The 21,256-nt window shown below is 54.4% G+C and carries 24 protein-coding genes and 1 riboswitch; of the genes, 12 read left to right on the top strand and 12 right to left on the bottom strand.

Going from position 1 to position 21,256, the window contains the following annotated elements; all coding sequences use genetic code 11:
* Nucleotides 1-318: 318 nt before the first annotated feature.
* The gene (locus M2406_RS08710; protein ID WP_012145555.1) at nucleotides 319-531 is read right to left on the bottom strand and encodes a YccJ family protein; all 213 of its coding nucleotides are present in this window, start codon (nucleotides 529-531) and stop codon (nucleotides 319-321) included.
* 201 nt (nucleotides 532-732) lie between these two features.
* On the opposite strand from M2406_RS08710, the gene M2406_RS08705 reads away from it, so the two are divergent.
* Nucleotides 733-972, top strand: a complete 240-nt coding sequence (locus M2406_RS08705; RefSeq protein ID WP_259189647.1) for a DUF2766 domain-containing protein — start codon at nucleotides 733-735, stop codon at nucleotides 970-972.
* Nucleotides 973-1,011: 39 nt separating this feature from the next.
* On the opposite strand, the gene M2406_RS08700 is transcribed toward M2406_RS08705, so the two are convergent.
* On the bottom strand, nucleotides 1,012-1,245 hold the full coding sequence (locus M2406_RS08700; protein WP_012145553.1) for a YobH family protein: 234 nt from the start codon (nucleotides 1,243-1,245) through the stop codon (nucleotides 1,012-1,014).
* A 162-nt stretch (nucleotides 1,246-1,407) separates the two neighbouring features.
* Here M2406_RS08700 and mgrB point away from each other — a divergent pair, with 162 nt between their 5' ends.
* The 5 genes from mgrB (at nucleotide 1,408) to M2406_RS08675 (ending at nucleotide 4,246) form a co-directional block, all read left to right on the top strand.
* Nucleotides 1,408-1,566 (top strand): PhoP/PhoQ regulator MgrB, encoded by a 159-nt coding sequence (gene mgrB / locus M2406_RS08695; RefSeq protein WP_071593022.1) that lies wholly within the window; start codon nucleotides 1,408-1,410, stop codon nucleotides 1,564-1,566.
* Between the two features lie 99 nt (nucleotides 1,567-1,665).
* Complete coding sequence (locus tag M2406_RS08690; protein ID WP_012145551.1) at nucleotides 1,666-1,938, top strand: YebO family protein; 273 nt, start codon at nucleotides 1,666-1,668, stop codon at nucleotides 1,936-1,938.
* A 145-nt stretch (nucleotides 1,939-2,083) separates the two neighbouring features.
* Nucleotides 2,084-2,398, top strand: a complete 315-nt coding sequence (locus M2406_RS08685; protein ID WP_012145550.1) for a phage protein NinX family protein — start codon at nucleotides 2,084-2,086, stop codon at nucleotides 2,396-2,398.
* Nucleotides 2,399-2,465: 67 nt separating this feature from the next.
* Complete coding sequence (locus tag M2406_RS08680) at nucleotides 2,466-2,702, top strand: DUF4060 family protein (RefSeq protein WP_012145549.1); 237 nt, start codon at nucleotides 2,466-2,468, stop codon at nucleotides 2,700-2,702.
* Between the two features lie 176 nt (nucleotides 2,703-2,878).
* On the top strand, nucleotides 2,879-4,246 hold the full coding sequence (locus M2406_RS08675; RefSeq protein WP_135344213.1) for an amino acid permease: 1,368 nt from the start codon (nucleotides 2,879-2,881) through the stop codon (nucleotides 4,244-4,246).
* Nucleotides 4,247-4,285: 39 nt separating this feature from the next.
* Here M2406_RS08675 and M2406_RS08670 read toward each other — a convergent pair whose 3' ends face one another.
* A complete protein-coding gene (locus M2406_RS08670) occupies nucleotides 4,286-4,576 on the bottom strand; it encodes a hypothetical protein (RefSeq protein WP_112362312.1) in 291 nt (96 codons plus the stop codon).
* 219 nt (nucleotides 4,577-4,795) lie between these two features.
* On the opposite strand from M2406_RS08670, the gene M2406_RS08665 reads away from it, so the two are divergent.
* From M2406_RS08665 to cspE, 3 genes are all read left to right on the top strand, one after another.
* Complete coding sequence (locus M2406_RS08665; RefSeq protein ID WP_017893118.1) at nucleotides 4,796-5,794, top strand: MBL fold metallo-hydrolase; 999 nt, start codon at nucleotides 4,796-4,798, stop codon at nucleotides 5,792-5,794.
* Between the two features lie 877 nt (nucleotides 5,795-6,671).
* Nucleotides 6,672-6,788 carry a DUF2627 domain-containing protein gene (locus M2406_RS08660; RefSeq protein ID WP_071593021.1) on the top strand — a complete coding sequence of 39 codons (117 nt, stop codon included), beginning with the start codon at nucleotides 6,672-6,674 and terminating at the stop codon, nucleotides 6,786-6,788.
* A 41-nt stretch (nucleotides 6,789-6,829) separates the two neighbouring features.
* Nucleotides 6,830-7,039: a transcription antiterminator/RNA stability regulator CspE gene (cspE, locus tag M2406_RS08655; RefSeq protein WP_002221949.1), complete on the top strand. Its 210-nt coding sequence runs from the start codon at nucleotides 6,830-6,832 to the stop codon at nucleotides 7,037-7,039.
* Nucleotides 7,040-7,091: 52 nt separating this feature from the next.
* Here the strand turns inward: cspE and pgeF are convergent, their stop codons facing one another.
* On the bottom strand, nucleotides 7,092-7,808 hold the full coding sequence (gene pgeF, locus M2406_RS08650) for a peptidoglycan editing factor PgeF (protein WP_012145545.1): 717 nt from the start codon (nucleotides 7,806-7,808) through the stop codon (nucleotides 7,092-7,094).
* Nucleotides 7,809-7,952: 144 nt separating this feature from the next.
* Between pgeF and rlmA the strand changes: the two genes are divergently transcribed.
* Nucleotides 7,953-8,774 carry a 23S rRNA (guanine(745)-N(1))-methyltransferase gene (rlmA, locus tag M2406_RS08645; protein ID WP_012145544.1) on the top strand — a complete coding sequence of 274 codons (822 nt, stop codon included), beginning with the start codon at nucleotides 7,953-7,955 and terminating at the stop codon, nucleotides 8,772-8,774.
* On the opposite strand, the gene M2406_RS08640 is transcribed toward rlmA, so the two are convergent.
* Nucleotides 8,771-9,508: a helix-turn-helix transcriptional regulator gene (locus M2406_RS08640; protein WP_115184458.1), complete on the bottom strand. Its 738-nt coding sequence runs from the start codon at nucleotides 9,506-9,508 to the stop codon at nucleotides 8,771-8,773. The two genes, rlmA and M2406_RS08640, sit on opposite strands and share 4 nt — an antisense overlap.
* Before the next feature lie 129 nt (nucleotides 9,509-9,637).
* Here M2406_RS08640 and M2406_RS08635 point away from each other — a divergent pair, with 129 nt between their 5' ends.
* Nucleotides 9,638-11,029 carry an MFS transporter gene (locus M2406_RS08635; RefSeq protein ID WP_259189646.1) on the top strand — a complete coding sequence of 464 codons (1,392 nt, stop codon included), beginning with the start codon at nucleotides 9,638-9,640 and terminating at the stop codon, nucleotides 11,027-11,029.
* Nucleotides 11,030-11,085: 56 nt separating this feature from the next.
* Here M2406_RS08635 and mntP read toward each other — a convergent pair whose 3' ends face one another.
* From mntP to manX, 5 genes are all read right to left on the bottom strand, one after another.
* Nucleotides 11,086-11,655: a manganese efflux pump MntP gene (mntP, locus tag M2406_RS08630; RefSeq protein WP_012145541.1), complete on the bottom strand. Its 570-nt coding sequence runs from the start codon at nucleotides 11,653-11,655 to the stop codon at nucleotides 11,086-11,088.
* A 13-nt stretch (nucleotides 11,656-11,668) separates the two neighbouring features.
* Nucleotides 11,669-11,850, bottom strand: a riboswitch (yybP-ykoY riboswitch).
* 221 nt (nucleotides 11,851-12,071) lie between these two features.
* The gene (locus M2406_RS08625; RefSeq protein WP_017893114.1) at nucleotides 12,072-12,530 is read right to left on the bottom strand and encodes a DUF986 family protein; all 459 of its coding nucleotides are present in this window, start codon (nucleotides 12,528-12,530) and stop codon (nucleotides 12,072-12,074) included.
* Between the two features lie 192 nt (nucleotides 12,531-12,722).
* On the bottom strand, nucleotides 12,723-13,565 hold the full coding sequence (locus tag M2406_RS08620) for a PTS mannose transporter subunit IID (RefSeq protein ID WP_012145539.1): 843 nt from the start codon (nucleotides 13,563-13,565) through the stop codon (nucleotides 12,723-12,725).
* A gap of 15 nt (nucleotides 13,566-13,580) precedes the next feature.
* Nucleotides 13,581-14,381, bottom strand: a complete 801-nt coding sequence (locus M2406_RS08615; RefSeq protein WP_017893113.1) for a PTS mannose/fructose/sorbose transporter subunit IIC — start codon at nucleotides 14,379-14,381, stop codon at nucleotides 13,581-13,583.
* A gap of 55 nt (nucleotides 14,382-14,436) precedes the next feature.
* Nucleotides 14,437-15,408: a PTS mannose transporter subunit IIAB gene (gene manX, locus M2406_RS08610; RefSeq protein WP_012145537.1), complete on the bottom strand. Its 972-nt coding sequence runs from the start codon at nucleotides 15,406-15,408 to the stop codon at nucleotides 14,437-14,439.
* A 575-nt stretch (nucleotides 15,409-15,983) separates the two neighbouring features.
* On the opposite strand from manX, the gene M2406_RS08605 reads away from it, so the two are divergent.
* Nucleotides 15,984-17,528 (top strand): TerC family protein, encoded by a 1,545-nt coding sequence (locus tag M2406_RS08605; protein WP_012145536.1) that lies wholly within the window; start codon nucleotides 15,984-15,986, stop codon nucleotides 17,526-17,528.
* Between the two features lie 17 nt (nucleotides 17,529-17,545).
* Here the strand turns inward: M2406_RS08605 and M2406_RS08600 are convergent, their stop codons facing one another.
* Together M2406_RS08600 and sdaA are read right to left on the bottom strand one after the other, a co-directional pair.
* Nucleotides 17,546-19,162: an EAL domain-containing protein gene (locus M2406_RS08600; RefSeq protein WP_259189642.1), complete on the bottom strand. Its 1,617-nt coding sequence runs from the start codon at nucleotides 19,160-19,162 to the stop codon at nucleotides 17,546-17,548.
* 459 nt (nucleotides 19,163-19,621) lie between these two features.
* A complete protein-coding gene (gene sdaA / locus M2406_RS08595) occupies nucleotides 19,622-20,986 on the bottom strand; it encodes an L-serine ammonia-lyase (RefSeq protein WP_017893109.1) in 1,365 nt (454 codons plus the stop codon).
* Nucleotides 20,987-21,256 lie beyond the last annotated feature (270 nt).

Genomic DNA, 21,256 nt, shown 5'->3' with positions numbered 1-21,256 from the left:
TAATCTGGGCTTGCCCGCTGCCGCTGCTACCGAAGTGGGTCAGGTCGCAAAAATAACAGCCTAAGCAGAGTCAGCCGTGACAATTCAGCGTTGATGGGGTGATCGCATGTTAATGACAGTGATTATTACTCTGGTTGTAATTGTAGGTGTAGCCGCTTTTATGGTGACACCGGTGATGAGAATGAATAATGCGGAAGGTGTGGGAGGTGAAGAACCGTGAAATCAGGGCAGAACATGATCCCAAAAGGGGTCTGACAGACTACCGAAAAAGCCTGGGCAATCAGTGACCCGGGCTTTTTATTGATGAGCGTTTGCCGATCAGACGTTTTTCCGCTCCACGGTTTCTTCGCCCCAGTACAGCTGGTCGGCGCTGGTTTTGGCAAAGGCCATTTGCAACGCTTCGTCACTGCCTTCTTCCCAGATTTTTTGTGCCAAAACCTCGTCATTTTTCGCCAGTTCAAAAATAGCCTCGGCGATCTCAACCGAAGTCTCACGCACGGTAGCCCAGGATTTCACATTGTGGTTTGCCATAACTTTCTCCTGTTGGGGTGTGGCTGAGGGATACGCCGAAATGCGCGCCGCTCAAGCCCCAAGTATAGGTCAATTCAGCCGGGTGTTTTGACGCCCAATGCGCAATAACGTTGAAAATTCAGCGGCAAACGGCCAGGGGGCAGCAAAGCGCCAGTCGGCATGCTATTGTGTGCGGCGTCTGAATCAAGAAGGAAAGGTATTATGTCCGACATGCTGAACAACGATCAGGAATTGGCTTCCGACCTGGTAGCCTGCCAATTGGTGATCAAACAGATCCTGGATGTTATCGATGTAATCGCACCCACCGAGGTGCGGGACAAGATGGCCAACCAGTTGAAAAGCATCGATTTTACTACTCACCCAGCCGGTGCCGATCCCGTGACCTGGCGGGCGATTGAAAAAGCGATCGCGCTGATTGAAATGAAGTTTACCCGCAACTGAGGGGAAACCGCCGCTGAGCGACGGTTTGGGCGGTGGTGATTAATCCACCACCGTTTCGACTTTCTTGAACAGCGGGCAGTCGGCAACGCCAATCAGGCCGTTGTCACCATGCAGATACTGGGCAATCACCAGGTTGCGTGCCGTCATGTACTTACATTGCAATCCCAATCCCCCGACGTTTTTATTGCTACCGACCAATACGCCATATCCCGAGAACAAAAACGCGCCATAAACTACCGCCAGCAGAACCGCCCATTTAATCAGCTTACCCATTGTGACTCCTTGTTATTTATCTTCGTTGCGATATAGCCATGCGGAAGAACGGGCCGCAATGGTAACAATCTGAAAAGTGGTGCTGGCACTGGTTTCTAAACGACAGGTTAAAGTTCGTTTAAGTTGGCTGTGATACATTCGGAACAAATTATCAAGATAACAATGAGGCTGCTAAATTTGTTGCGGAAAAAAATCCTCGTGATAATAGCCTTCCTTGCTGCCTGCCTGTTCTTTTATCTGTTGGCGCTGGATAGCTATTGCGATGCGGGGGGCACATTTGCGTTGGGAGTTTGCTCCGTCACCCGTTTCGTTCCCTGGTGAGTTGCGTAGCGGTGCGTAACAATTTTCTATCGGGATGTTCGAGCCTGCGCCCGGAGTGCTAAGATGTCCGCCTGTTTTTAGCAGTAGATAGGGTTGTCCATGTACGATTTAGGTTTTGGTCCGAATAGCCTGGTGTCGCTGGTTGTCGCCGTGTTGGCATTGTTGGTGGGATTATGGATCTGGTTCCTGGTGAATCGCGCCAGTGTGCGAGCCAATGAGCAGATCCGCCTGCTGCAGGAAATTGCCGAGCAGCAGCGTCAACAAACCGCGTTATTGAAAAGCCTGGCGCAAAGCGCGCGCGGCGATAGCGTGACGGACGATGACGATCTCAGCCCGACGCTGGATTTCAAAGGTTTTATCCCCGAGCGTTAATCAAACTTTCTGCCGGGTGGCAGTGCCACCCGCGTTGCGCCGAAAAACATTAGTATAGATAATATTAAAAGCCATCCCATTGTCATAAATCTGTCGTATTGGCGTCGTAATGTAGCGCCAACTCTACGAAAGATGGATAAAGCCGATGATTAAATGGTATGAAGAAAGCGACGCCGAAGTGAACCGCAGCATTGCGCTGATCACCGGAGAAAACCCGGACAAGTGGTATCCTTACGGCGGCGTGAAAGGTAAAGATTATTGCAAGAACCCCTCCGATGCCTGGCCGATTATCTGCGCCAATAAAATCAGTCTGAATGCCGATACTCAAAGCGATAGCTCGCAGTGGCAGGCACGCATGAGCACCCAGCGTGGCGAGTGGCAGGCGGATTGCAGCAGCCCACTGCGCGCGGCAATGATCTGTTTCCTGCTGAGCCAGCAAACTAACGAAATGGTACGTTGAAACACCAGAATTACTGATGACTTTCCCTTTTTATGACAACAGAACTTGTCTCTGGCGGAGCCTGTTTATGAAGCGCATTATTAAAGGTGATAAAAACTTGTCTCATCTGGTGGTTGCCCATGCGGCAATCGATCGTCATGCCGAAAGCTTCGGTCAGCGCCGACAGGGCTGGCCGTCAACCTATCTGATAAAATATCAAAACGATCGCGTGGCGGTCGAAGTGGTAACGCGTCGTCAATCCTACGTCGCTACGCTGATGATTGGCGCGCGCAATCTGACCAAGTTGTGCGGCCTGTCCGGCTAAAAACCTCCTCTCTATAGGGTTACTCCCAGTCTAAAATAGCGCCCTGGCCATCCTTGCCGGGGTGCTACTCCTTGATGCTCACGGGGTTAAGTGTTAAAAAGCCGCCCGCAGATACATTTATTGATTGGCGAAATCTTGCGCAAAAGCGACAGGATCCCACGCCATATGAGGATAAGATGGGCGGTCAGCAGCAGGATACCCCGCTAAAACGCGGTTTAAAAAACAGACATATACAACTTATCGCCCTGGGCGGCGCCATTGGCACCGGCCTGTTTCTCGGCATTGCACAGACCATTAAAATGGCTGGCCCTTCGGTGCTGCTGGGCTATGCCATCGGCGGCTTTATCGCTTTTTTGATCATGCGGCAATTGGGTGAGATGGTGGTTGAAGAGCCGGTTGCGGGTTCGTTCAGCCACTTTGCCTATAAATACTGGGGTGATTTTGCCGGTTTTCTTTCCGGCTGGAACTACTGGGCGATGTTCATTTTGGTCGGCATGGCCGAACTGACCGCGGTTGGCATCTACATTCAATATTGGTGGCCGGACATCCCTACCTGGGTTTCCGCCGCGGTATTCTTTGTCCTGATAAATTTGATCAACCTGGTTAATGTGCGGCTGTACGGCGAAACCGAGTTTTGGTTTGCCATTATCAAGGTGGTGGCGATTGTCGGCATGATTGTTTTCGGTGCCTGGCTTTTGGCCAGCGGCAACGGCGGTCCGCAAGCCAGTATCAACAACCTGTGGGAGCAGGGCGGCTTTATGCCACACGGCATCGAAGGGTTGGTGATGGCGATGGCGGTGATCATGTTCTCATTCGGTGGGCTGGAGATGGTGGGTATTACCGCCGCCGAAGCGGCCGATCCGCGTCGCAGCATTCCCAAGGCCACCAATCAGGTGGTGTACCGCATCCTGATTTTTTATATCGGTTCGTTGACGGTACTGCTTTCACTCTATCCCTGGCACAAAGTGGTGGAAGGCGGCAGCCCGTTCGTGATGATTTTCCATGCGTTGAACAGCAACCTGGTGGCGACCCTGCTGAACGTGGTGGTGCTGACTGCAGCGCTGTCGGTGTATAACAGCGGGGTCTATGCCAATAGCCGTATGCTGTTCGGGCTGGCGACACAGGGGAATGCGCCCAAGGCATTGACCCGGGTGAATAAGCGTGGTGTCCCGGTATTGTCGATCGCGCTGTCGGCGCTGGTGACCTCCGTCGGCGTGCTGATCAACTATGTCATGCCCGGCAAGGCGTTTGAGTTGTTGATGGCGCTGGTGGTGTCCACCCTGGTGATTAACTGGGTGATGATTTGTCTGGCACACCTGCGATTCCGCGCGGCGAAAAATCGCCAGGGCGTGATCCCGGTCTTCAAGGCCTTGTGGTACCCCTTCGGCAACTATCTGTGCCTGGTGTTCCTGAGCCTGATTCTGGTGATTATGTATTTCAGCGAGGGGATCCGTATCTCGGTATTACTGATGCCGGTGTGGATCTTGCTGTTGTGGGTTGGCTTTATGCTGACGCGCCGCAAAGGCACTAAAGTACGGCGGTAATTTTAACGGAGGCGCTATCTGGCGCCTCCGTTCCATCCATTAGCTGCGTGGCATAAAGGCATTGCCTGGGTTGGCGCGGCCCAATCCCAACAGTTTCCTGCACAGCAGGAACAGGGTGGTGATGACATCGATAGCCACCACGCTCAGCATCAGTACGCCCAGCATGAAGAAACTCATCAGTGCACCCAGCAGCAGCACCAACGGTGCCGGTACGCGTACCCGGCGCAGTTTCATCGCGGCATACATTTTCCAATACTGCATCTGTGCCAGCATCGCGCTACGGATACGGCCCAATCGAACACGTGACTTGCGTGATGTAGAACGGCTCATAACTTCTCCTTTTCTGAATGTCCTATAAGTAAATCACAAGGATCTTAAGAGATGCTTAACAGGCTCTAGTCGGCCCTGGCATTCTCACAGAGACTGTGACAACACAATACCCGAAAAGGTCACTCAAGGTGAGCACGGTTCACAAAGCACGCCGATCGAGTATCTTGTTATGTTATTCACCTGCCCGTGTTGGGTGTCCGCAGTGGTCGGGAGAGCAATTTGAAGATAACCAATCGTTACTATGATGCCGGCAAAACGCACCATACCCCGCAGGGGTTTCGTAACCCGGAGCCTTCGCAGCGTCGGGATGGGGATTTGAAACGCTGGCAGAACGAGCGTAAACAGCAGGGGTTGCCCAAACCTCCGCAGATGGGCTATCAGCAGTTTACCCAGCGCTGGTGGCAACGTGCCGACCTTGGCGGCAGCGATAACAGCATTTGGTGGTTGGGGCACGCCTCAATGCTGCTGCGCCTGGATGGCCGATACATCCTGATCGACCCGGTATTGTCTGAACGTGCATCGCCGCTGAGTTTCTATGGGCCAAAGCGCAAAACACCCCCGCCGTTGACGGTGCAACAGTTGCCGGCAGTGGACGTGGTTTTAATCTCTCACAATCATTATGACCATCTCGATCGGCGCACCGTGCGGCAGTTGGCACGGCGTTTTCCGCACGCGACCTTTATTGTGCCCTTGGGGCTGAAAAACTGGTTCCGCCGTTACCGGCTGCAACGGGTAGAAGAGCTGGACTGGTGGGATAGCCTGCAGTTGGGCGATTTGACTTTCTATTGCACGCCGGCGCGTCACTGGAGCATGCGTACCCTGTGGGACCGCAATCGCTCTCTCTGGTGCGGCTGGGTGATCCATCATCCGGCGCTGCGTTTCTATTTTTCCGGAGACAGCGGCTATTCGGATCGCCTGGCAGATATTGGCGCCCGTTTAGGGCCGTTTGACGTGGCGGCATTACCGATTGGCGCCTACGCACCACGTTGGTTCATGCAGGAACAACATATGGATCCGCAGCAGTCGGTGACGCTGTATCAACAATTAAATGCGCCGCGGGTCATTCCGATCCATTGGGGCGTTTTTGAGTTGGCCGATGAGTCGTTGGATGAACCGCCGCAGCAATTAAATCTGGCTCTGAGTGCGGCGGGAATAGAGCAGCACCAGTTTCGGCCCATCAAAATTGGCGAGCGCATTGCGCTTGATGCTAACTCTTAAGCGTTATTCCTGGTCCTGTGTGGTGGGTGCGCTTGTCGTCACCGTCTGCAGGCCAGTCCCAATGCGGGTTGTAGCCATTCGGTGGTGCAGGGCCTGGCTTATCCCGCGTCTGACGTAACCTGTTGGCATGAATAGGGACAACGCGTAGGAAAAGATAAAATAAATACGCTCACACGGCATTGTTATTGATGGCGTAAATACCTATGCCGATTTTAAGATTTAATTCAGCTATGGATTCCCACTGTTCTCAAGATTATTGCCGTTATTTAACCCTCGCAGACAGTAATGTATTTCTCTGCCACCGCACGGCAATAGTGCGTAAATTCTGATTTTGCATGCTTATGCACTATAAAGTGGCACGTTATTTGATTTTTGTCGCGAGAACTCCGCTGCACAAATTGTGCGCACCCGCACTGAGGGCAATAATGATCTTCAGTATTATTTCGTTGTCACAAGCGAGTGAGGTCGCCGACGTGAGGCGGTAGCAGCGTTGGGCCGTCCGGATGGCGGGCCGATGGTCGGATCATCCGATATCAAATGTACCCGTTCATCGATATTCAAAAGTTTTATAAGAAATACCATAAAGATTCAAAATTTTTAACGTTCTAAGCGTCCGTCAGGGGTTATATGTTGCCACATACATTGTTCAATCGGATGAAAGAATTGTTAAAATTCAGTCTGGGTGCGGAGTGTAGCGGGGTGCCACTGTTAAGCAGAAAATAGCTAAGGCTTCAACCTCTTTTAGTCTATTTAAGCTTATGTTGCTCTCGACCGTTTCAAATATGTGCGACAGCTCCACCAGTGATTAAAAATGGCTTGCCATCGAATACAGAGTATGTGATAACGCATCTGGGTAAAACGAGGTACAGTTCTGTATATGTGTGGCATTTTCAGTAAAGAAGTTCTGAGTAAAAACGTTAGCGTTGAATACCGCTTCTCTGCCGATCCTTATCTTAGTGCCTCAAGCAGTAACGACTCTAGTTTGTCTATGTAACGCCTCCGGGCGGTTTAAACAATCCAAAGGAAATACTCAAGATGGCAAAGATCAAAGGTCAAGTTAAGTGGTTCAACGAATCTAAAGGTTTCGGTTTCATCACTCCAGCTGACGGCAGCAAAGACGTGTTCGTACACTTCTCTGCAATTCAGGGTAACGGCTTCAAAACCCTGGCTGAAGGCCAGAACGTTGAGTTCGAAATCCAAGATGGCCAGAAAGGCCCATCTGCAGTAAACGTTACTGCAATCTAATCAGCGTCAGCTGTACAAAAAACCCGCCTCAGCGCGGGTTTTTTCGTTTCTGTTATCCGCCGGTAATAATAATTCCCGCGTACTGATTGCGCCCTCTAATCCCCGGATGAGTGGGATCTTGTTCGCGTCGGTGGCTGTTGCGCCGGTAGCTGGTGTATTTAAAACGCTGTGGCTGGCGCGGATCCGTGTTGGGGGTGCAGATGGTGCAGCTACCGGCATGGTCAACGGCGGAAAAACCCAGTTCGCGCAGTTTGGATTCGGCGATGGCGGCCAGGTCCAGGTGGCGAAAGCGTGGGCTGATTAAGGCCGCGGGCAGTGGCAGCTGTTGCTTGAACCGCGCGACCAGTTCCTCGTTGACTTCGTAACAACAGGGGCCGGCAGCAGGGCCAATGGAGGCCACCCAGTTAGCCGTCGAGTCATCACGGCGGATACGCGCCGCCAGTTGCTCCAGTATGCCGTCCAGCAGGCCACGCCAACCGGCATGGACGGCAGCAATGGCAGAACCGTCGTTGCGGCTGAAAATCACCGGCAGGCAGTCTGCCGTTAACACGCTCAGCAGAATGCCTGGCTCAGTGGTATAGAAACCATCGGCTTCGCCGCACTGTTGTTCCGCCTGGGTCACGTCAACAATGCGTGTGCCATGCACCTGTTTTTTTTCCGGCAGGGTAGAACGATAGGCCAACAGATGGCCTGGCAGCAGCGCACTTTTGTTGCCGAAACCGTGCTGGATGGACGGGATGGCGTTGAGCAGTGGGGAAAAATCGGTCATATCACGTCTTTGCCTGCGTAAGAAAAGTTAACGTCAGTGTAGCCAGTTTTTTTCCTCCCTGGCTAGGGGCTTGCGGCATCTGTCTTGCATCGTACAGAAGGCTTCTTTAGACTAGCCGCGCCGTATCTCTCTGGAATCCAAGCCATGTCTTATCAGTGCCCTCTGTGTCATCAGCCGCTTCATCTTTCTCATCTGCAATGGCGTTGCGACGCTAACCATCAGTTTGACTGCGCGAAAGAAGGCTATGTCAACCTGCTGCCGGTACAGCACAAGCGCTCAAAGCAGCCCGGAGACAGCGCGGAAATGATGCAGGCGCGGCGTGCGTTCCTTGATGCGGGTTTCTATCAACCCTTGCAGCAGCGGGTGGCTGAGCTGTTGGATCAGGCGTTGGCGAGCGATGCGCAGGCGTTACTGGACATCGGCTGTGGCGAAGGTTATTACACGGCGGAAGTGGCCGCCCGGTTGGCGCAGCAGCGTAATATCACCGTTTATGGCCTGGACGTTGCCAAGGTGGCGATCCGCTACGCGGCCAAGCGTTACCCGGCAGTCTCATTCTGCGTGGCGTCGAGCCATCGGCTGCCGTTTGCTGATGCCTCTCTGGACGCCATACTGCGTATTTACGCCCCTTGCAAAGCCGAAGAACTGGCTCGGGTAGTAAAACCCGGTGGGGTGGTGGTCACGGTATCGCCTGGCCCACGTCACCTGTATCAATTGAAAGAGCAGGTGTATCAGCAGGTGCAGCTGCATGTCGAACAGGATGAGCAGTTTGCCGGTTTTGACTGCGAACGAGTGGAGTCATTGGCATACCCGATGACGCTGCCGGGTGAACAGGCGGCCAACCTGCTGCAGATGACGCCTTTCGCCTGGCGCGCCTCGCCTGAGGTTCAGCAGCACCTGAGTGGCTGTGAGGCCTTCGCCTGCGAAACCGATTTTGTTATCGCGTTGTACCGCCGCCAGCCCGATTAAGCTGGTGGACAGACGGCCGGGTCATTGGTCCGCTCGTCCTCCAGGCTGTCAGGGGTGAGGGCGAAATGCGTTTTCAACGCCACCCAGCCCTTTGGCGTCACCGCGAGCGCTCGGGAGGACGGCAGCCGTTGCAGCCAACCCCACAGACAGAAAGCATTGAGCAGGTGAGCCGCCAGCGGCCCTGCAAGATGATATTGTCTCTCGGTCCAGTCCAGGCATTGGCGTCCTTTACCCACTTCACCGGACGACAACGCGGCGGCCTCAGCCCCTAGCTCCTGCAGCCAGTCGGCCCCTGCGGGCGTCAGTGAATATTCTTGCAGGTCGTTTTCGACCATCAACCCCTGTTCCAGCAGGCGGCGCGTTATCGCTACGCCGACCTTTCCGGCTAAATGATCGTAACAGCAGCGCGCAAAGCGCATCTCCCGTGCCGAGCGATTGGGCGTGCTGCGCCAGGCTGGCGTAACCGGCCCTATCGATGCCAGACTTTCCAGCAGATGTGAAACATGAGGCCCGGCAAGGCGATAATAGCGGTAGCGGCCCCTCTGTTCGACGTTCAGCAACCCGCCATCCAGCAGCTTGCCCAGATGTGAACTGGCAGTTTGCGGGGTGACGCCTGCGGTCTCTGCCAGGGCACTGGCGGACAGGGCATTGCCGTCGGCCAGTGCGATCAGCATCACCGCCCGCACCGGTTCGGCAATCAGATGTGCCACGGTGGCAATATTGTGTTGGCCCACGACGTTATCCTCCCAGGATGGTCGGTGATATTTTAAGCGCTTAAGGCACGCTTCGATACAGCTCGAACTATTCCAGGCTAATCGTTGTTTATAGTCAACGCCTATTTCTTCAGCCGGGAGCCGCTGCGAGTGGCAAGCTTGAATCAACATCAAAAATCGGTCCTGATGGCGACCAGCCTCAGTTATGTCATCGTTATTCTCGATACTTCGATTGTAAACGTTGCTCTGCCGTCGATCGCCGGCGAACTTGGGGCAGGGTTGAGTGGCCTGCAGTGGGTAGTCAATGCCTACACGTTGGCGTTTGCCAGCCTGTTACTGAGCGGCGGAGCACTGGGGGATCGGTTGGGGGCCACAAGGCTATACCTTGGCGGGCTGGCGGTTTTTGCCGGCGCTTCGGTCATTTGCGGCCTGGCTGAAACCCTGCCCGTACTGGTGGCGGCCAGAGTCTGCCAGGGGGTTGGCGCCGCGTTGCTGGTACCCAGTTCATTGATGCTGCTTAATGCGGCATTCGGCGATGCCAGGCTGCGGGCAGGGGCGATTGGCGTGTGGGCCGGATGTGGTGGCGTGGCGATGGCGGCGGGACCGCTGGTCGGCGGCTTGCTTATCGAACTATGGGGCTGGCGCAGCCTGTTTTGGATCAATCTTCCGGTGATTGTGCTGGGGATAGGTCTTACCCTGCGAATTGAAGTTCGGCGTCCGGTACCGGCCTTGCGACAAATGGATTATGCCGGGCAGGGCGCGGTGATCCTGGCGTTAGCCAGCTCAGTGTGGGTGCTGATCGAAGGCACCAGGCTTGGCTGGTGTTCTGGCTGGATCCTCGGCGGTATGGCTATCGCTGCCCTGAGTTGGTGGCGATTTGTGGTTATCGAACGGCGGCACCGGCAGCCGATGCTGCCGCTGACATTGTTCCGTAGCCCCCTGTTTTCTGCCTCTGCGCTGGTTTCGTTAGTCTCGGCGCTGGTGTTCTACGGCGTATTTTTTCTGCTTAGCCTCTATTTTCAGCGGGTGCGGGGCTGGACGCCATTACAGTCTGGCCTGGCGTTTCTCCCCCTGACGATGATGGTCACGCTGGGCAGTTTTATTTCTGGCAGGCTGGTGCGGGCATGGGGGGCCGGGCGAGTGGTTTATTGCAGTTTGTTGCTCTATGCGCTGGGTTTTGTCGGTTTACTGGCGCTGGTGGAAAGCCCGCCCTACTGGCGCATTGCCTTGTGTTTTCCGTTGCTTGGTCTGGCGGCCGGTATCATTACCCCGGCGGCCACATCGGCATTGATGAATGATGTCGCGAATGAACGGGCGGGGATTGCAGCCGGCGTACTCAATGCCGCCCGTCAGAGCGGTTCGGCCTTTGGCGTGGCCATCTTTGGGGCGCTGATGTCGACCTCCCTTTCGCAGGCCGGCGGCATTCAGACTGCGGTGTACGGTGCCCTTGGGCTGTCATTATTCACCGCCATTGGTTGGCGTTTAGCGATAAATTTAGCGGCTCGTCCAGTTGCGTCGGTGAGGAATGAGCAAAGAGAGTGACGGGCCACAAACAAAAAAACCTGCCGTTGGGCAGGTTTTCTTTGGGTTCAGCGCTATCAGGCCAGATAGCCCAAATGCTCCAGCAGGATGTTCACACCGATACCGATCAGCACTACGCCGCCGAGGATCTCCGCGCGTTTGCCGAGCAACGGCCCGATAAAGCGGCCTATCATCATGCCCAGGGTGGCCATAATCATGGTGGCGCAGCCGATGGCCATGGCGGTGTGTACGATGTTCACCTGCAGGAAGGCCAGGCCGACACCGATAGCCATGGCGTCGAGGCTGGTAGCGATGGCGGTAGCGACCAATAACCAGAAGCCGTGACGCTTCACTTTTTCCACTTCGTCAGGCCGGTTCCTGACGCCTTCGACGATCATGCGCATGCCGAGGATAAACAGCAGCGAGAAGGCGACCCAGTGATCCCACTCCATAATGTATTGGCTGGCGAATAAGCCGATGCCCCAACCGATAATCGGCGTAATGGCTTCTACCACGCCGAAGATAAGTCCGGTGCGTAGTGCTTCACGAAAACGGGGTTGATGCAGGCTGGCACCTTTGCCAATTGATGCGGCGAACGCATCCATAGACATGCCAAAAGCGAGAATGAGTGTAGCTGACAAGTTCATGAAAAATAACCTCGGCCGGGCGGCTCCATATACACGTAACCCACCCCCAACCATACGACGGAGTTACGTGTCTATGGTCTCGCCAACCTTACCTGGCTGCCCGCACCACGTTTTAATGTATAAAACGAGTATGTTGATACGGGCGTTTCTGGCGTTTTATTATCCAGAAACCGGCTACTCCCCAATGACGGCGCAACCATAGCATATTAATTCCGTTACCAACAACCCTTATTCCCCATGGGCATTGGTTTGAAATTGATAATGGTTTTCATTAATGAAGTGTATAAGAAGGAATATAATGTAGGCGAGTGCAACAATATTGCGTAAATAATCATCAGGTAGCCATGTGCGCTGATGATTAAATATCCACATACAGCGCGGGGCAACACGGGGGAAGGATTGAAATTGTTTTTTACTCACTGATTTTCAACAAAAAAGTGGTAAATTTTTTCCAGGTCGTCTAATTGAGTGACCTGAATCAACAACCGACGCTGCTCAAGATCTATCACCAGAATGCCATCCTCGGATAAATTCATGGCCTTAATCCGGTTATATTCAATAAAGGCATTGGCATAAAAGAAACCCTGCGCTTTAAACAACATCTTGGGCCAGCGGATATAAGAAATATAAATGGCGATCAGTGCTAAAGAAATAAGCAGATAGGTGGTTATTACCGCACCCTGGGTGGTGACATTTCGGTAGAGCAGAATAGCGATCAGGCCGACAAAAATCAGGCAATCAATCCGATTCCGGCGCTTTAACTGCACCTTGAGCAAGGTTTTGCCTTTCAGCAGGTTCATGCCGAACTCGTCGTAAATCGCATACACCAGCATCAGCGCGGTGAAAATCAGTAATACGCCATCGGTCAGCGACATCTTTCAACTCCACAAATAAAAAACCGGGGTTTTCCCCGGGCAGACGGCTGGCAGAGCCAGTTATTAGGGAGAGCGTGCCGAAGGGGTTGTAGCAACTTTAGTTGCCGGAGCGCCCCTCGGTGCGCTAGGCCCGGGTATCTCGGGCTAAATATCAAACTCAAACCGGGGGTTTCCCCCCGGCGGTTAAAACGCTTACAGACCCAGCAGACCTACCCAATAACCGAAGATACCGATGGCGAAGAAGCCGATGATGATCCACAACGCATTCACTTTCCTGCGCAGCAGCCACATACAGCCGAAGGTCAGCAGCAGCGGCACCAGGCCCGGCATCAACTGGTCGAGGATGGTTTGCACCGTGGTCACCGTGGTATGCCCGGTCTGGTCGGTGATCTTCGATACCACCAGCGGGATATTCACGTGCGTCCACTTGTTAACCAAAGCCCCCATGACAAACAGGCCAAGAATGGACGCTCCTTCCGTCAGTTTTTGCAGGAAGCCGCCGCCCATATCATTAACGATATCCACGCCTTTGCGATAACCGTAGGCCACGCCGTAATAGCGGGTCAACAGGCGCACCAGGTTGAACAGGACGAAGAACAGTATCGGGCCCAGCAGGCTGCCGCTCATGGCAATACCGGCGCCGAGCGCAGCGAATACCGGACGCACGGTACCCCAGAAAATCGGGTCGCCGACACCGGCCAAAGGCCCCATCAAACCGACTTTGATACCGTTGATGGCCGCATCGTCGATAGGCGCGCCGTTAGCACGCTGTTCTTCCATCGCCATGGTAACACCAAGGACCGGCGCCGCCACGTAAGGGTGGGTGTTAAAGAACTCCAGATGGCGCTTGATCGCCTGTTTGCGGTCGTCGTTATTTTCCGGATACAGGCGACGGATCACCGGCACCATTGAGAAGCAAAAACCCAGCGCCTGCATACGTTCGAAGTTCCATGAACCCTGGAACAGATTCGAGCGCATAAACACACCGCGAATATCGGCCGGCGTGAGTTTCTTTTGAGCTGTTGTATCAACCATTTCTCTCACCTATTCCTAGTCGAGTTCGTTATCGAGGTCGTTGGCATTTGCCGGGCCAGCCTGGACTACCTGAGACTTGTTGTATTTCGGGCTGAGCTGGATATAAAGCACGGCCATCACCACGCCGATCACGCCGAGGGCGACCAGGTTAAAGTTGGTGAAGGCAGCGGTAACGAAGCCGAGGTAGAAGAATGGCATCAGGTAGCCGGCACGCATCATGTTGATCACCATGGCATAACCAACCACCACGATCATCCCGCCGGCGATGTTCAGGCCGCTGGTGACGACTTCCGGGATCGAGTTAAGCAGTGCGTGAACGCCAGATGTCCCCACCGAGATAGCGACGATAACGGCCGGAATGGCAATACGCATCGCCTGCAGCAGCAGGGCAGAGATATGCAGCCAGGTGATGGCTCGCAAACTGCCGCGCTCCGCCGCGCTGTCCGCCGCGTGCTGGAAGGCCACGGTCAGGGTACGCACGATGATGGTCAGCACTTGCCCGGCCGCCGCCAGCGGAATGGCCAGGGCGATACCGGCACCGACGCTTTGTCCGCCGGCAATAACCAGAATGGTGGAAATAATTGACGCCAACGCCGCATCTGGCGCTACCGCCGCACCGATGTTCATCCAGCCCAGGGCGATCATCTCCAGCGTACCGCCGATGATGATACCGGTTTTCATGTCACCGAGAATAAAGCCGATCAGGGTACAGGCGACCAGCGGACGGTGGAACTGAAACTCGTCGAGGACGGAACCCATCCCGGCGATACAGGCAACGATAAATATCAGTACAATCTGAAGAGTGGTAATCTCCATTGCACTTCTCCTATGACCAAAGATCTCTGAGTAAAATAATTATTGGCTGTCGCCATTAATTGAGTTTGTTAATCAGGTCCATCATTTTTAACCGACTGTCGGACGAGACTTTACGAACTTCCAATTCAATACCGCGCTCGTTTAATTTCTTAAACGCTTCGATATCTTTTTCGTCAACCGAGACGGCGTTGTTCACCTGGGTTTTGCCCTGACGGAACGCCATACCACCGATATTCACCGATTTGATATCCACGCCGGCTTCCACCAAACGCCAGACATCGGTCGGATTGGTAAACAGCAGCATCACGCGATCGCCGGCATATTTCGGGTTGTTCCACACCCGGATGGCTTTCGCTACGTCGACCACGTGTGCGGTGACGCCCGGCGGGGCAACCTGAGTCAGCAAGGTTTTGCGAACGTGGTCGGCGGCGACTTCGTCGCTGATCACGATGATACGGCTGACGTCGGTTTCCTTGGTCCAACGGGTCGCGACCTGACCGTGGATCAAACGGTCATCGATACGGGCCAGGCCGATTTTCATATGGTCATTGGGACCCAGCGGCGCCTGAGGGGCGGCGGGTTTAGCGGTGGGAGCACTTTGTGGTGCCGCGGGCTTAACACTCTCTTCGGCCGGTTTTTTCAGCGCTTTCACGCCTTCACGGCCGGTTTCCAACGCCAGCGCGACCAGTTCGTCGAAGCCAGGGTTGTCGTCTCGTGCCATGAACGTTTCCACCAGCATCGGAATGTTAACCCCGGTGACGACCTCATAGTTCTCTTTATCGACGGCGATGCGGCTGGCCGCGTTGAACGGGCTGCCGCCCCAGGTATCCACCAGGAACAGGACGCCACCACTGGTGTCTAGTCCGCTGATTTTACCCTTGTACTTCTCGATTAACGTTTCGGCATTCTCACCGGGGACGAAATCTATAAAAGCGACGTTATCCTGTTCGCCCAATAGCATTTCCGTGGTCTTCAGCAATTGTTCTGCTGCGGTCCCGTGTGTGCCGATGATAATAGCTATTGCCACTCGCTACCTCCTCATAGAACTTCATGCACGGATGGTGTGTAGGTTCAGTTCATTTTATTGCTGGCGGTCACTTCCGTGGTTCAGATACATTATGGTAGAAATTTAGAAACCCGCCGTTAACATTTCTCGCGCAGTTTCAAAAGCCTGTGCGCGTTGATCCACGCCAGCGCCATTTATTTTAGTGAGTGAAAAAATAAATTTTGTGACATTGCTCTGCTATTGAGCGCTCGGATTACTCCTAACCCGGTGTTTGCGGAATTAAACAACAGAGCTGTTACAAGACGATGCAGAAGGTAAAAAAGCTTCTTTGCCGGCCAAAAAATTCCTGCTAGAGTATTTCTTCTTTCATATTCAGGAGTGAAGGGCCTCAGCCCACCCTATGGACTGTCACCGAAGTTACTGTTTTTCAAGGTTCCACCCGCCACCTGCTGGCGTAGTACAAATCACACGGCCGCTCGGCCATTCCCCGGTACTGCAATCCCGATATCTTGCTATTTCTGTCCGCGCCTTTGCTGCGTTGGCATCGTCACGCCTGAGCATCGCTCGGCCATCCTGTCTTTTTTTCGGAGTCTGATATGGAATTTCTAATGGACCCCTCAATTTGGGCTGGGTTACTGACACTGGTGGTATTGGAAATCGTACTGGGTATCGACAACCTGGTGTTTATCGCCATTCTGGCCGATAAACTGCCGCCGAAGCAGCGCGATAAAGCGCGTATCCTCGGCCTGTCGCTGGCGCTGTTTATGCGTCTTGGCCTGTTGTCGGTGATTTCCTGGATGGTGACGCTGACCACGCCGCTGTTTAGCGTCGGGGAGTTCAGCTTCTCCGGTCGCGACCTGATCCTGTTGTTTGGTGGTGTGTTCCTGTTGTTCAAGGCCACCATGGAGCTGCACGAACGGCTGGAAGGGCAAACGCACCAGGATGGCGCCAACCGTGGCTACGCCAAATTCTGGGCGGTGGTGGTACAGATAGTGATCCTTGACGCCGTGTTCTCACTCGACGCGGTAATTACCGCCGTGGGCATGGTGAACGACCTGCCGGTTATGATGACCGCCGTTGTCATCGCCATGGTGGTGATGCTGGTGGCTTCCAAACCGCTGACCAACTTCGTTAATGCGCATCCTACTATTGTGGTGCTGTGCCTGAGCTTCCTGTTGATGATTGGCCTTAGCCTGATCGCCGAAGGCTTTGGTTTGCATATTCCTAAAGGTTACCTGTATGCCGCAATTGGTTTCTCGATCCTGATCGAGCTGTTTAACCAGATTGCCCGCCGTAACTTTATCAAACATCAGGCTCATCGCCCGATGCGTGAACGCACCGCAGAGGCGATCATGCGCCTGATGGGGCAGCAGCGCGCACAGCAGACTGACGAAGCGGCACCGCTACCGGTGAATGAAACCTTCGCCGAGGAAGAACGTTATATGATCAGTGGCGTGTTGACGCTGGCCTCACGTTCTTTGCGTAGCGTGATGACGCCGCGCACCGATATTTCATGGGTGGATTGCGATCGTTCCCGTGAAGAGGTGCGTGAACAACTGCTGGATACGCCGCATAGCCTGTTCCCGGTGTGCCGTGACTCGCTGGATGAAATTATCGGCGTGGTGCGTGCCAAGGATCTGCTGGTGGCCGTAGAGCGGGGCGAGGATATCGCCGAGTTTGCCGCGCGTACGCCACCGATTGTGGTGCCGGACACCATGGATGTGATTAACCTGCTGGCGGTATTGCGCCGTGCCAAGGGGCGTCTGGTGGTGGTTACCAACGAATTTGGTGTCGTGCAGGGGCTGGTCACGCCACTGGACGTGCTGGAGGCGATTGCCGGTGAATTCCCGGACGAGGATGAAACGCCGGATATCGTGGTGGAAGACGCCAGTTGGCTGGTGAAGGGCGGCGCCGACCTGCACTCACTGGAGCAGGCGCTGAACTGCGACGATCTGGTCAGTCCGACGGCGGACTTCGCCACTCTGGCGGGGTTCCTGCTGTCCCACTACGGCCAAATGCCGGCGGTGGGCGAAACGGTGGAGCTTAACCGACTGCGTTTCGAAGTCGTTGCCGTGTCCGAGTACCGCATTGAACTGGTGCGTATTACCAAAGTTGAACCTCACGACGAGGAACACCAGTAACCTACGGGCCGGAGGCATCACGCCTCCGGCTTGCTTTCCTGCTCCATCCGCCGTTCCTCCCGCTGATTCACCGCCCGCAACCGCGACTCATACTGCTGTAACCACAGTGGGAATACATTGATTGGCATCGGTTTGGCGAAATAGAACCCCTGCAACGCGTTCACCTCGCGCGAACGCAGATAATCCGCCTGTTCGGCGGTTTCTACCCCTTCCGCCACCAGTTTCAGCTTCAGGCGATGTGCCAGGGTAATGATGGTATCGGTGACGGTGGCGTTAATCGCATCGGTACCTATGGCCGCGGTGAAACCCCGGTCGATTTTCAACACGTCAGGGCTGAGTTTTTTCAGGTAACTGAGTGAACTGTGCCCGGTGCCAAAGTCGTCGATAGCCAGCATGATGCCCATTTCCTTCAGAGTTTTGATTTGTTCATACTGAATTTCCGACAGGGCGGTACGTTCGGTCAACTCAAGCATCAGTGAAGGCATGGGATGGGCAGGAAGCCACAGACGGCGGATATCATCGATAATGGTCACCCCGTTGAAATGCTCGGCCGCGACGTTGATGCTGATATAAAACGACGGGCGTGGCGGGAACAACTGCAGGTTTTCCACCACGGTGCTCATCAGGTAACGGGTCAGAGCGATGATCAAGCCATGCTGTTCCGCCAGCGGGATAAACACGTCGGGGGAAATCCAGCCCTGTCGTTTGTTTTTCCAGCGCAGCAGCATTTCAACCCCGACACAGCGGCCGGTTTCAGCATTGATGATGGGCTGACAGTAAACACGGAATTCGCGGCGGGAAATGGCATGACCAATGTGGTACGACAGGCTCATGCGATTAGCGGTGAGCAGATACACCACATAGGCCGCCAGCAGACTGATCAACAACGACAGCGGGATATGGCGCGGTAGCGCCGCCAGCGCCAGCATGCTGGCCTGCGGGCCGAACAGTGAAATAGAGAACGGATACCGAGTGGATTTTGCGGTATAGCGCAGGTCAGTGGTCAGGGTATCGCTGCGCAGGATTTCCCGACGACCATACTCCAGGCTGTAGTTGCCGACGTTCAGCACTACTCGCTGCGCGTAGGGTTCCTGAGGTTCCAGCAGGAAGTTCGCCAATAGCTCAATATTGAACACGTGCAATACGCCGTTACTGTTGTTATCCGGCTGCGCGGGAGTCCACATGATCAGGGTCGGCACGCCTTTGGCGACAGAGAGCGAAGGGCGCAATACCAGCTTCGCGCCATCGTTTGCTACGCTGGGTAAAATAGTGCTGAAAAGGTACTTACGGGTGCCAAACAGGCTGGAACAGTAAATAACCCCGTCCTTAACCAACAGCATTGCCCGCAGAGCCTGGTTTTGCGCAGCGCGAAAACGCAGCGTTGGCATCACTTCTTCACAGGTGGAACCCAGCAGTGGCATGGAGCGCTCGGCCTGTTGCTTTGCCGGTGTCAGCAGATCGTTAATCTTGGCGACGGTGCGGGTCGCGAGCACCTGCCGGTTTTGTTCAATAGTGCCAATTTCTTGATAATAACGGGTGTAGAGCGATAACAGCAGAATAGCCAACCCGACCGCCCCGGCCAGTAGCCAACGGTAATAGCGGTATTTGCTCACGGCAAGTTGGGTCATCAACATCGCTAAATCCTTGTTCGGTAAGCCAGCCCTGAATCACCGTCAGGCCAAACTGCCATGAATGATACTTGGCTAATTCTAGCCTGTCGTTATACAAGAGTGATGTTAACCCAATAAATTATTTAAATTTGGCGAAACAGAGGGCTAAATTGCCGGTTAACTGTGGGATAGGGTTTTGAATAGCAGATGTGACGTTGTCACTAAAAAGGGGCAATGATTTGGCTGACTCAGGGGCAGGAAGAAAAACCCCGCCGGAAGGTGCAATGCCGTTCAGTTAAGCAAAGTTCTGAATAAGAATGTACGACGTTGTTTAAGTGGGCGTCCCCCTCTCCCGAGGGAGAGGGCCGGGGTGAGGGGCTTTCGCGTTGGTATGTATCCCCTCACCCTAACCCTCTCCCAAAGGAGAGGGAACAATATCACCTTAACTGACCAGCATTGCCGCCGGAAGGCGGGGTTAGAGGGTCAGTCACACTGCACTTTGATCGCCAGACCGCCGCGAGAAGTTTCGCGATATTTGGCGTTCATGTCTTTACCGGTTTCGTACATGGTTTCGATGACCTTATCCAGCGAGACACGTGGTTCACTGGTACGACGCAATGCCATACGCGCCGAGTTGATCGCCTTCACGGAAGCAATGGCGTTACGTTCAATGCAAGGAACCTGAACCTGACCGGCAACCGGGTCACAGGTCAGCCCCAGGTTGTGTTCCATGCCGATCTCTGCCGCGATGCAAACCTGCTCCGGGCTGGCGCCCAGCAGTTCGGCCAGGCCGGCCGCGGCCATTGAACAGGCCACGCCCACTTCACCCTGACAACCCACTTCGGCGCCGGAGATAGAGGCGTTCATCTTGTACAATGCGCCTACTGCGCCCGCAGCCATAAAGTAACGGATATAAATATCCGGGCTGACGGATTCAATAAAGTGGTCATAGTAAGCCAGTACGGCAGGGACGATGCCACAGGCGCCGTTGGTCGGTGCGGTGACGACTCGGCCGCCGGCCGCGTTCTCTTCGTTGACCGCCAATGCGAACATGTTGACCCAGTCAATCACGTTCATTGGATCGTTGGACAGTTTGTCGGAAGACACCAGCATGCGACGCAGCGCAGAGGCACGACGTGGCACACGCAGTGGCCCCGGCAGTACGCCCTCGGTGTTCAGCCCGCGATCGATACAGGCGCGCATGGTCTGCCAGATATTACCGAAGTAGGTCTCGATATCCTGCTTGCTGTGCAGCGCCAGTTCGTTCTGCATCACCAGGCCGGAAAACGACAGTCCGGTATCACGGCAGTGGGCGAGAATATCACGGGCAAAACTGAACGGATAAGGGACGCTCAGCTCGTGTGCGTCGGCTTTACCGAAGTTCTCTTCGTCGACGATAAAACCGCCGCCGAGTGAGTAGTAAGTCTTGCTGTAAACTTGTTTATCCCCGGCGAAGGCGTGGATCTGCATGCCGTTCTCATGCAGCGGCAAATTGTCGCTGCGGAAAACCATGCCGCCGTCACGCGGGAAATCAACCTCATGCGAGCCGTTGGCCAGCATCAGGCGTTGACGTTGTTCTACATCGCGAATAAAGCCCGGGATGCTATCGATATCAACGGTGTCGGGCATATTGCCCGCCAGGCCGAGGATGATAGCGATATCGGTATGGTGACCTTTACCGGTCAATGAGAGTGAGCCGTAAACATCTACGGCAACACGCGTGATAGAAGGCATCAGGCCTTGATTTACCAGATCGTCGACAAACTGTTTGCCGGCTTTCATCGGTCCAACCGTATGAGAGCTGGACGGGCCGATGCCGATCTTAAACATGTCGAAAACGCTAATCACGCTAAAACTCCTTAGAGGCATATTGTTATGGCTGCAGCGGTTAAAAACCGAGCAGGGAACAGCGATATTGTAAAAGGGCCGCACGGGTTTGGCTGCCTTTTTCGCATGAAATTAAATAATCCTTGGTGTTAGTTTTTTACTGATTGCCGCAGGCATTCGGCCGTTCGTGGAACATCCGTTGCCTAAACTCGGTTAATGGCAATCGCGCCAGCTTCCGCTGCTGAACGCGGCCGGCTTAAACCCTGCTGAAATAGTGGTTTATTCCGGACT

Source organism: Serratia sp. BIGb0163 (genome assembly GCF_024809935.1).
Taxonomy (GTDB): Bacteria; Pseudomonadota; Gammaproteobacteria; order Enterobacterales; family Enterobacteriaceae; genus Serratia; species Serratia quinivorans.
This window is presented reverse-complemented; position numbering and strand designations above follow the sequence as displayed.

Excerpts from the sequence above, each read along its gene's own strand:
- M2406_RS08600 (WP_259189642.1), bottom strand. The coding sequence starts at position 19,162 with ATGTTGATGACCCAACTTGCCGTGAGCAAATACCGCTATTACCGTTGG.
- rlmA (WP_012145544.1), top strand. The coding sequence starts at position 7,953 with ATGTCTTATCAGTGCCCTCTGTGTCATCAGCCGCTTCATCTTTCTCAT.
- M2406_RS08710 (WP_012145555.1), bottom strand. The coding sequence starts at position 531 with ATGGCAAACCACAATGTGAAATCCTGGGCTACCGTGCGTGAGACTTCG.
- mntP (WP_012145541.1), bottom strand. The coding sequence starts at position 11,655 with ATGAACTTGTCAGCTACACTCATTCTCGCTTTTGGCATGTCTATGGAT.
- M2406_RS08690 (WP_012145551.1), top strand. The coding sequence starts at position 1,666 with ATGTACGATTTAGGTTTTGGTCCGAATAGCCTGGTGTCGCTGGTTGTC.
- M2406_RS08615 (WP_017893113.1), bottom strand. The coding sequence starts at position 14,381 with ATGGAGATTACCACTCTTCAGATTGTACTGATATTTATCGTTGCCTGT.
- M2406_RS08705 (WP_259189647.1), top strand. The coding sequence starts at position 733 with ATGTCCGACATGCTGAACAACGATCAGGAATTGGCTTCCGACCTGGTA.
- M2406_RS08685 (WP_012145550.1), top strand. The coding sequence starts at position 2,084 with ATGATTAAATGGTATGAAGAAAGCGACGCCGAAGTGAACCGCAGCATT.
- M2406_RS08675 (WP_135344213.1), top strand. The coding sequence starts at position 2,879 with ATGGGCGGTCAGCAGCAGGATACCCCGCTAAAACGCGGTTTAAAAAAC.
- M2406_RS08660 (WP_071593021.1), top strand. The coding sequence starts at position 6,672 with ATGTGTGGCATTTTCAGTAAAGAAGTTCTGAGTAAAAACGTTAGCGTT.
- M2406_RS08700 (WP_012145553.1), bottom strand. The coding sequence starts at position 1,245 with ATGGGTAAGCTGATTAAATGGGCGGTTCTGCTGGCGGTAGTTTATGGC.
- M2406_RS08605 (WP_012145536.1), top strand. The coding sequence starts at position 15,984 with ATGGAATTTCTAATGGACCCCTCAATTTGGGCTGGGTTACTGACACTG.
- mgrB (WP_071593022.1), top strand. The coding sequence starts at position 1,408 with ATGAGGCTGCTAAATTTGTTGCGGAAAAAAATCCTCGTGATAATAGCC.
- M2406_RS08680 (WP_012145549.1), top strand. The coding sequence starts at position 2,466 with ATGAAGCGCATTATTAAAGGTGATAAAAACTTGTCTCATCTGGTGGTT.
- pgeF (WP_012145545.1), bottom strand. The coding sequence starts at position 7,808 with ATGACCGATTTTTCCCCACTGCTCAACGCCATCCCGTCCATCCAGCAC.
- M2406_RS08670 (WP_112362312.1), bottom strand. The coding sequence starts at position 4,576 with ATGAGCCGTTCTACATCACGCAAGTCACGTGTTCGATTGGGCCGTATC.
- M2406_RS08620 (WP_012145539.1), bottom strand. The coding sequence starts at position 13,565 with ATGGTTGATACAACAGCTCAAAAGAAACTCACGCCGGCCGATATTCGC.
- M2406_RS08625 (WP_017893114.1), bottom strand. The coding sequence starts at position 12,530 with ATGTCGCTGACCGATGGCGTATTACTGATTTTCACCGCGCTGATGCTG.
- cspE (WP_002221949.1), top strand. The coding sequence starts at position 6,830 with ATGGCAAAGATCAAAGGTCAAGTTAAGTGGTTCAACGAATCTAAAGGT.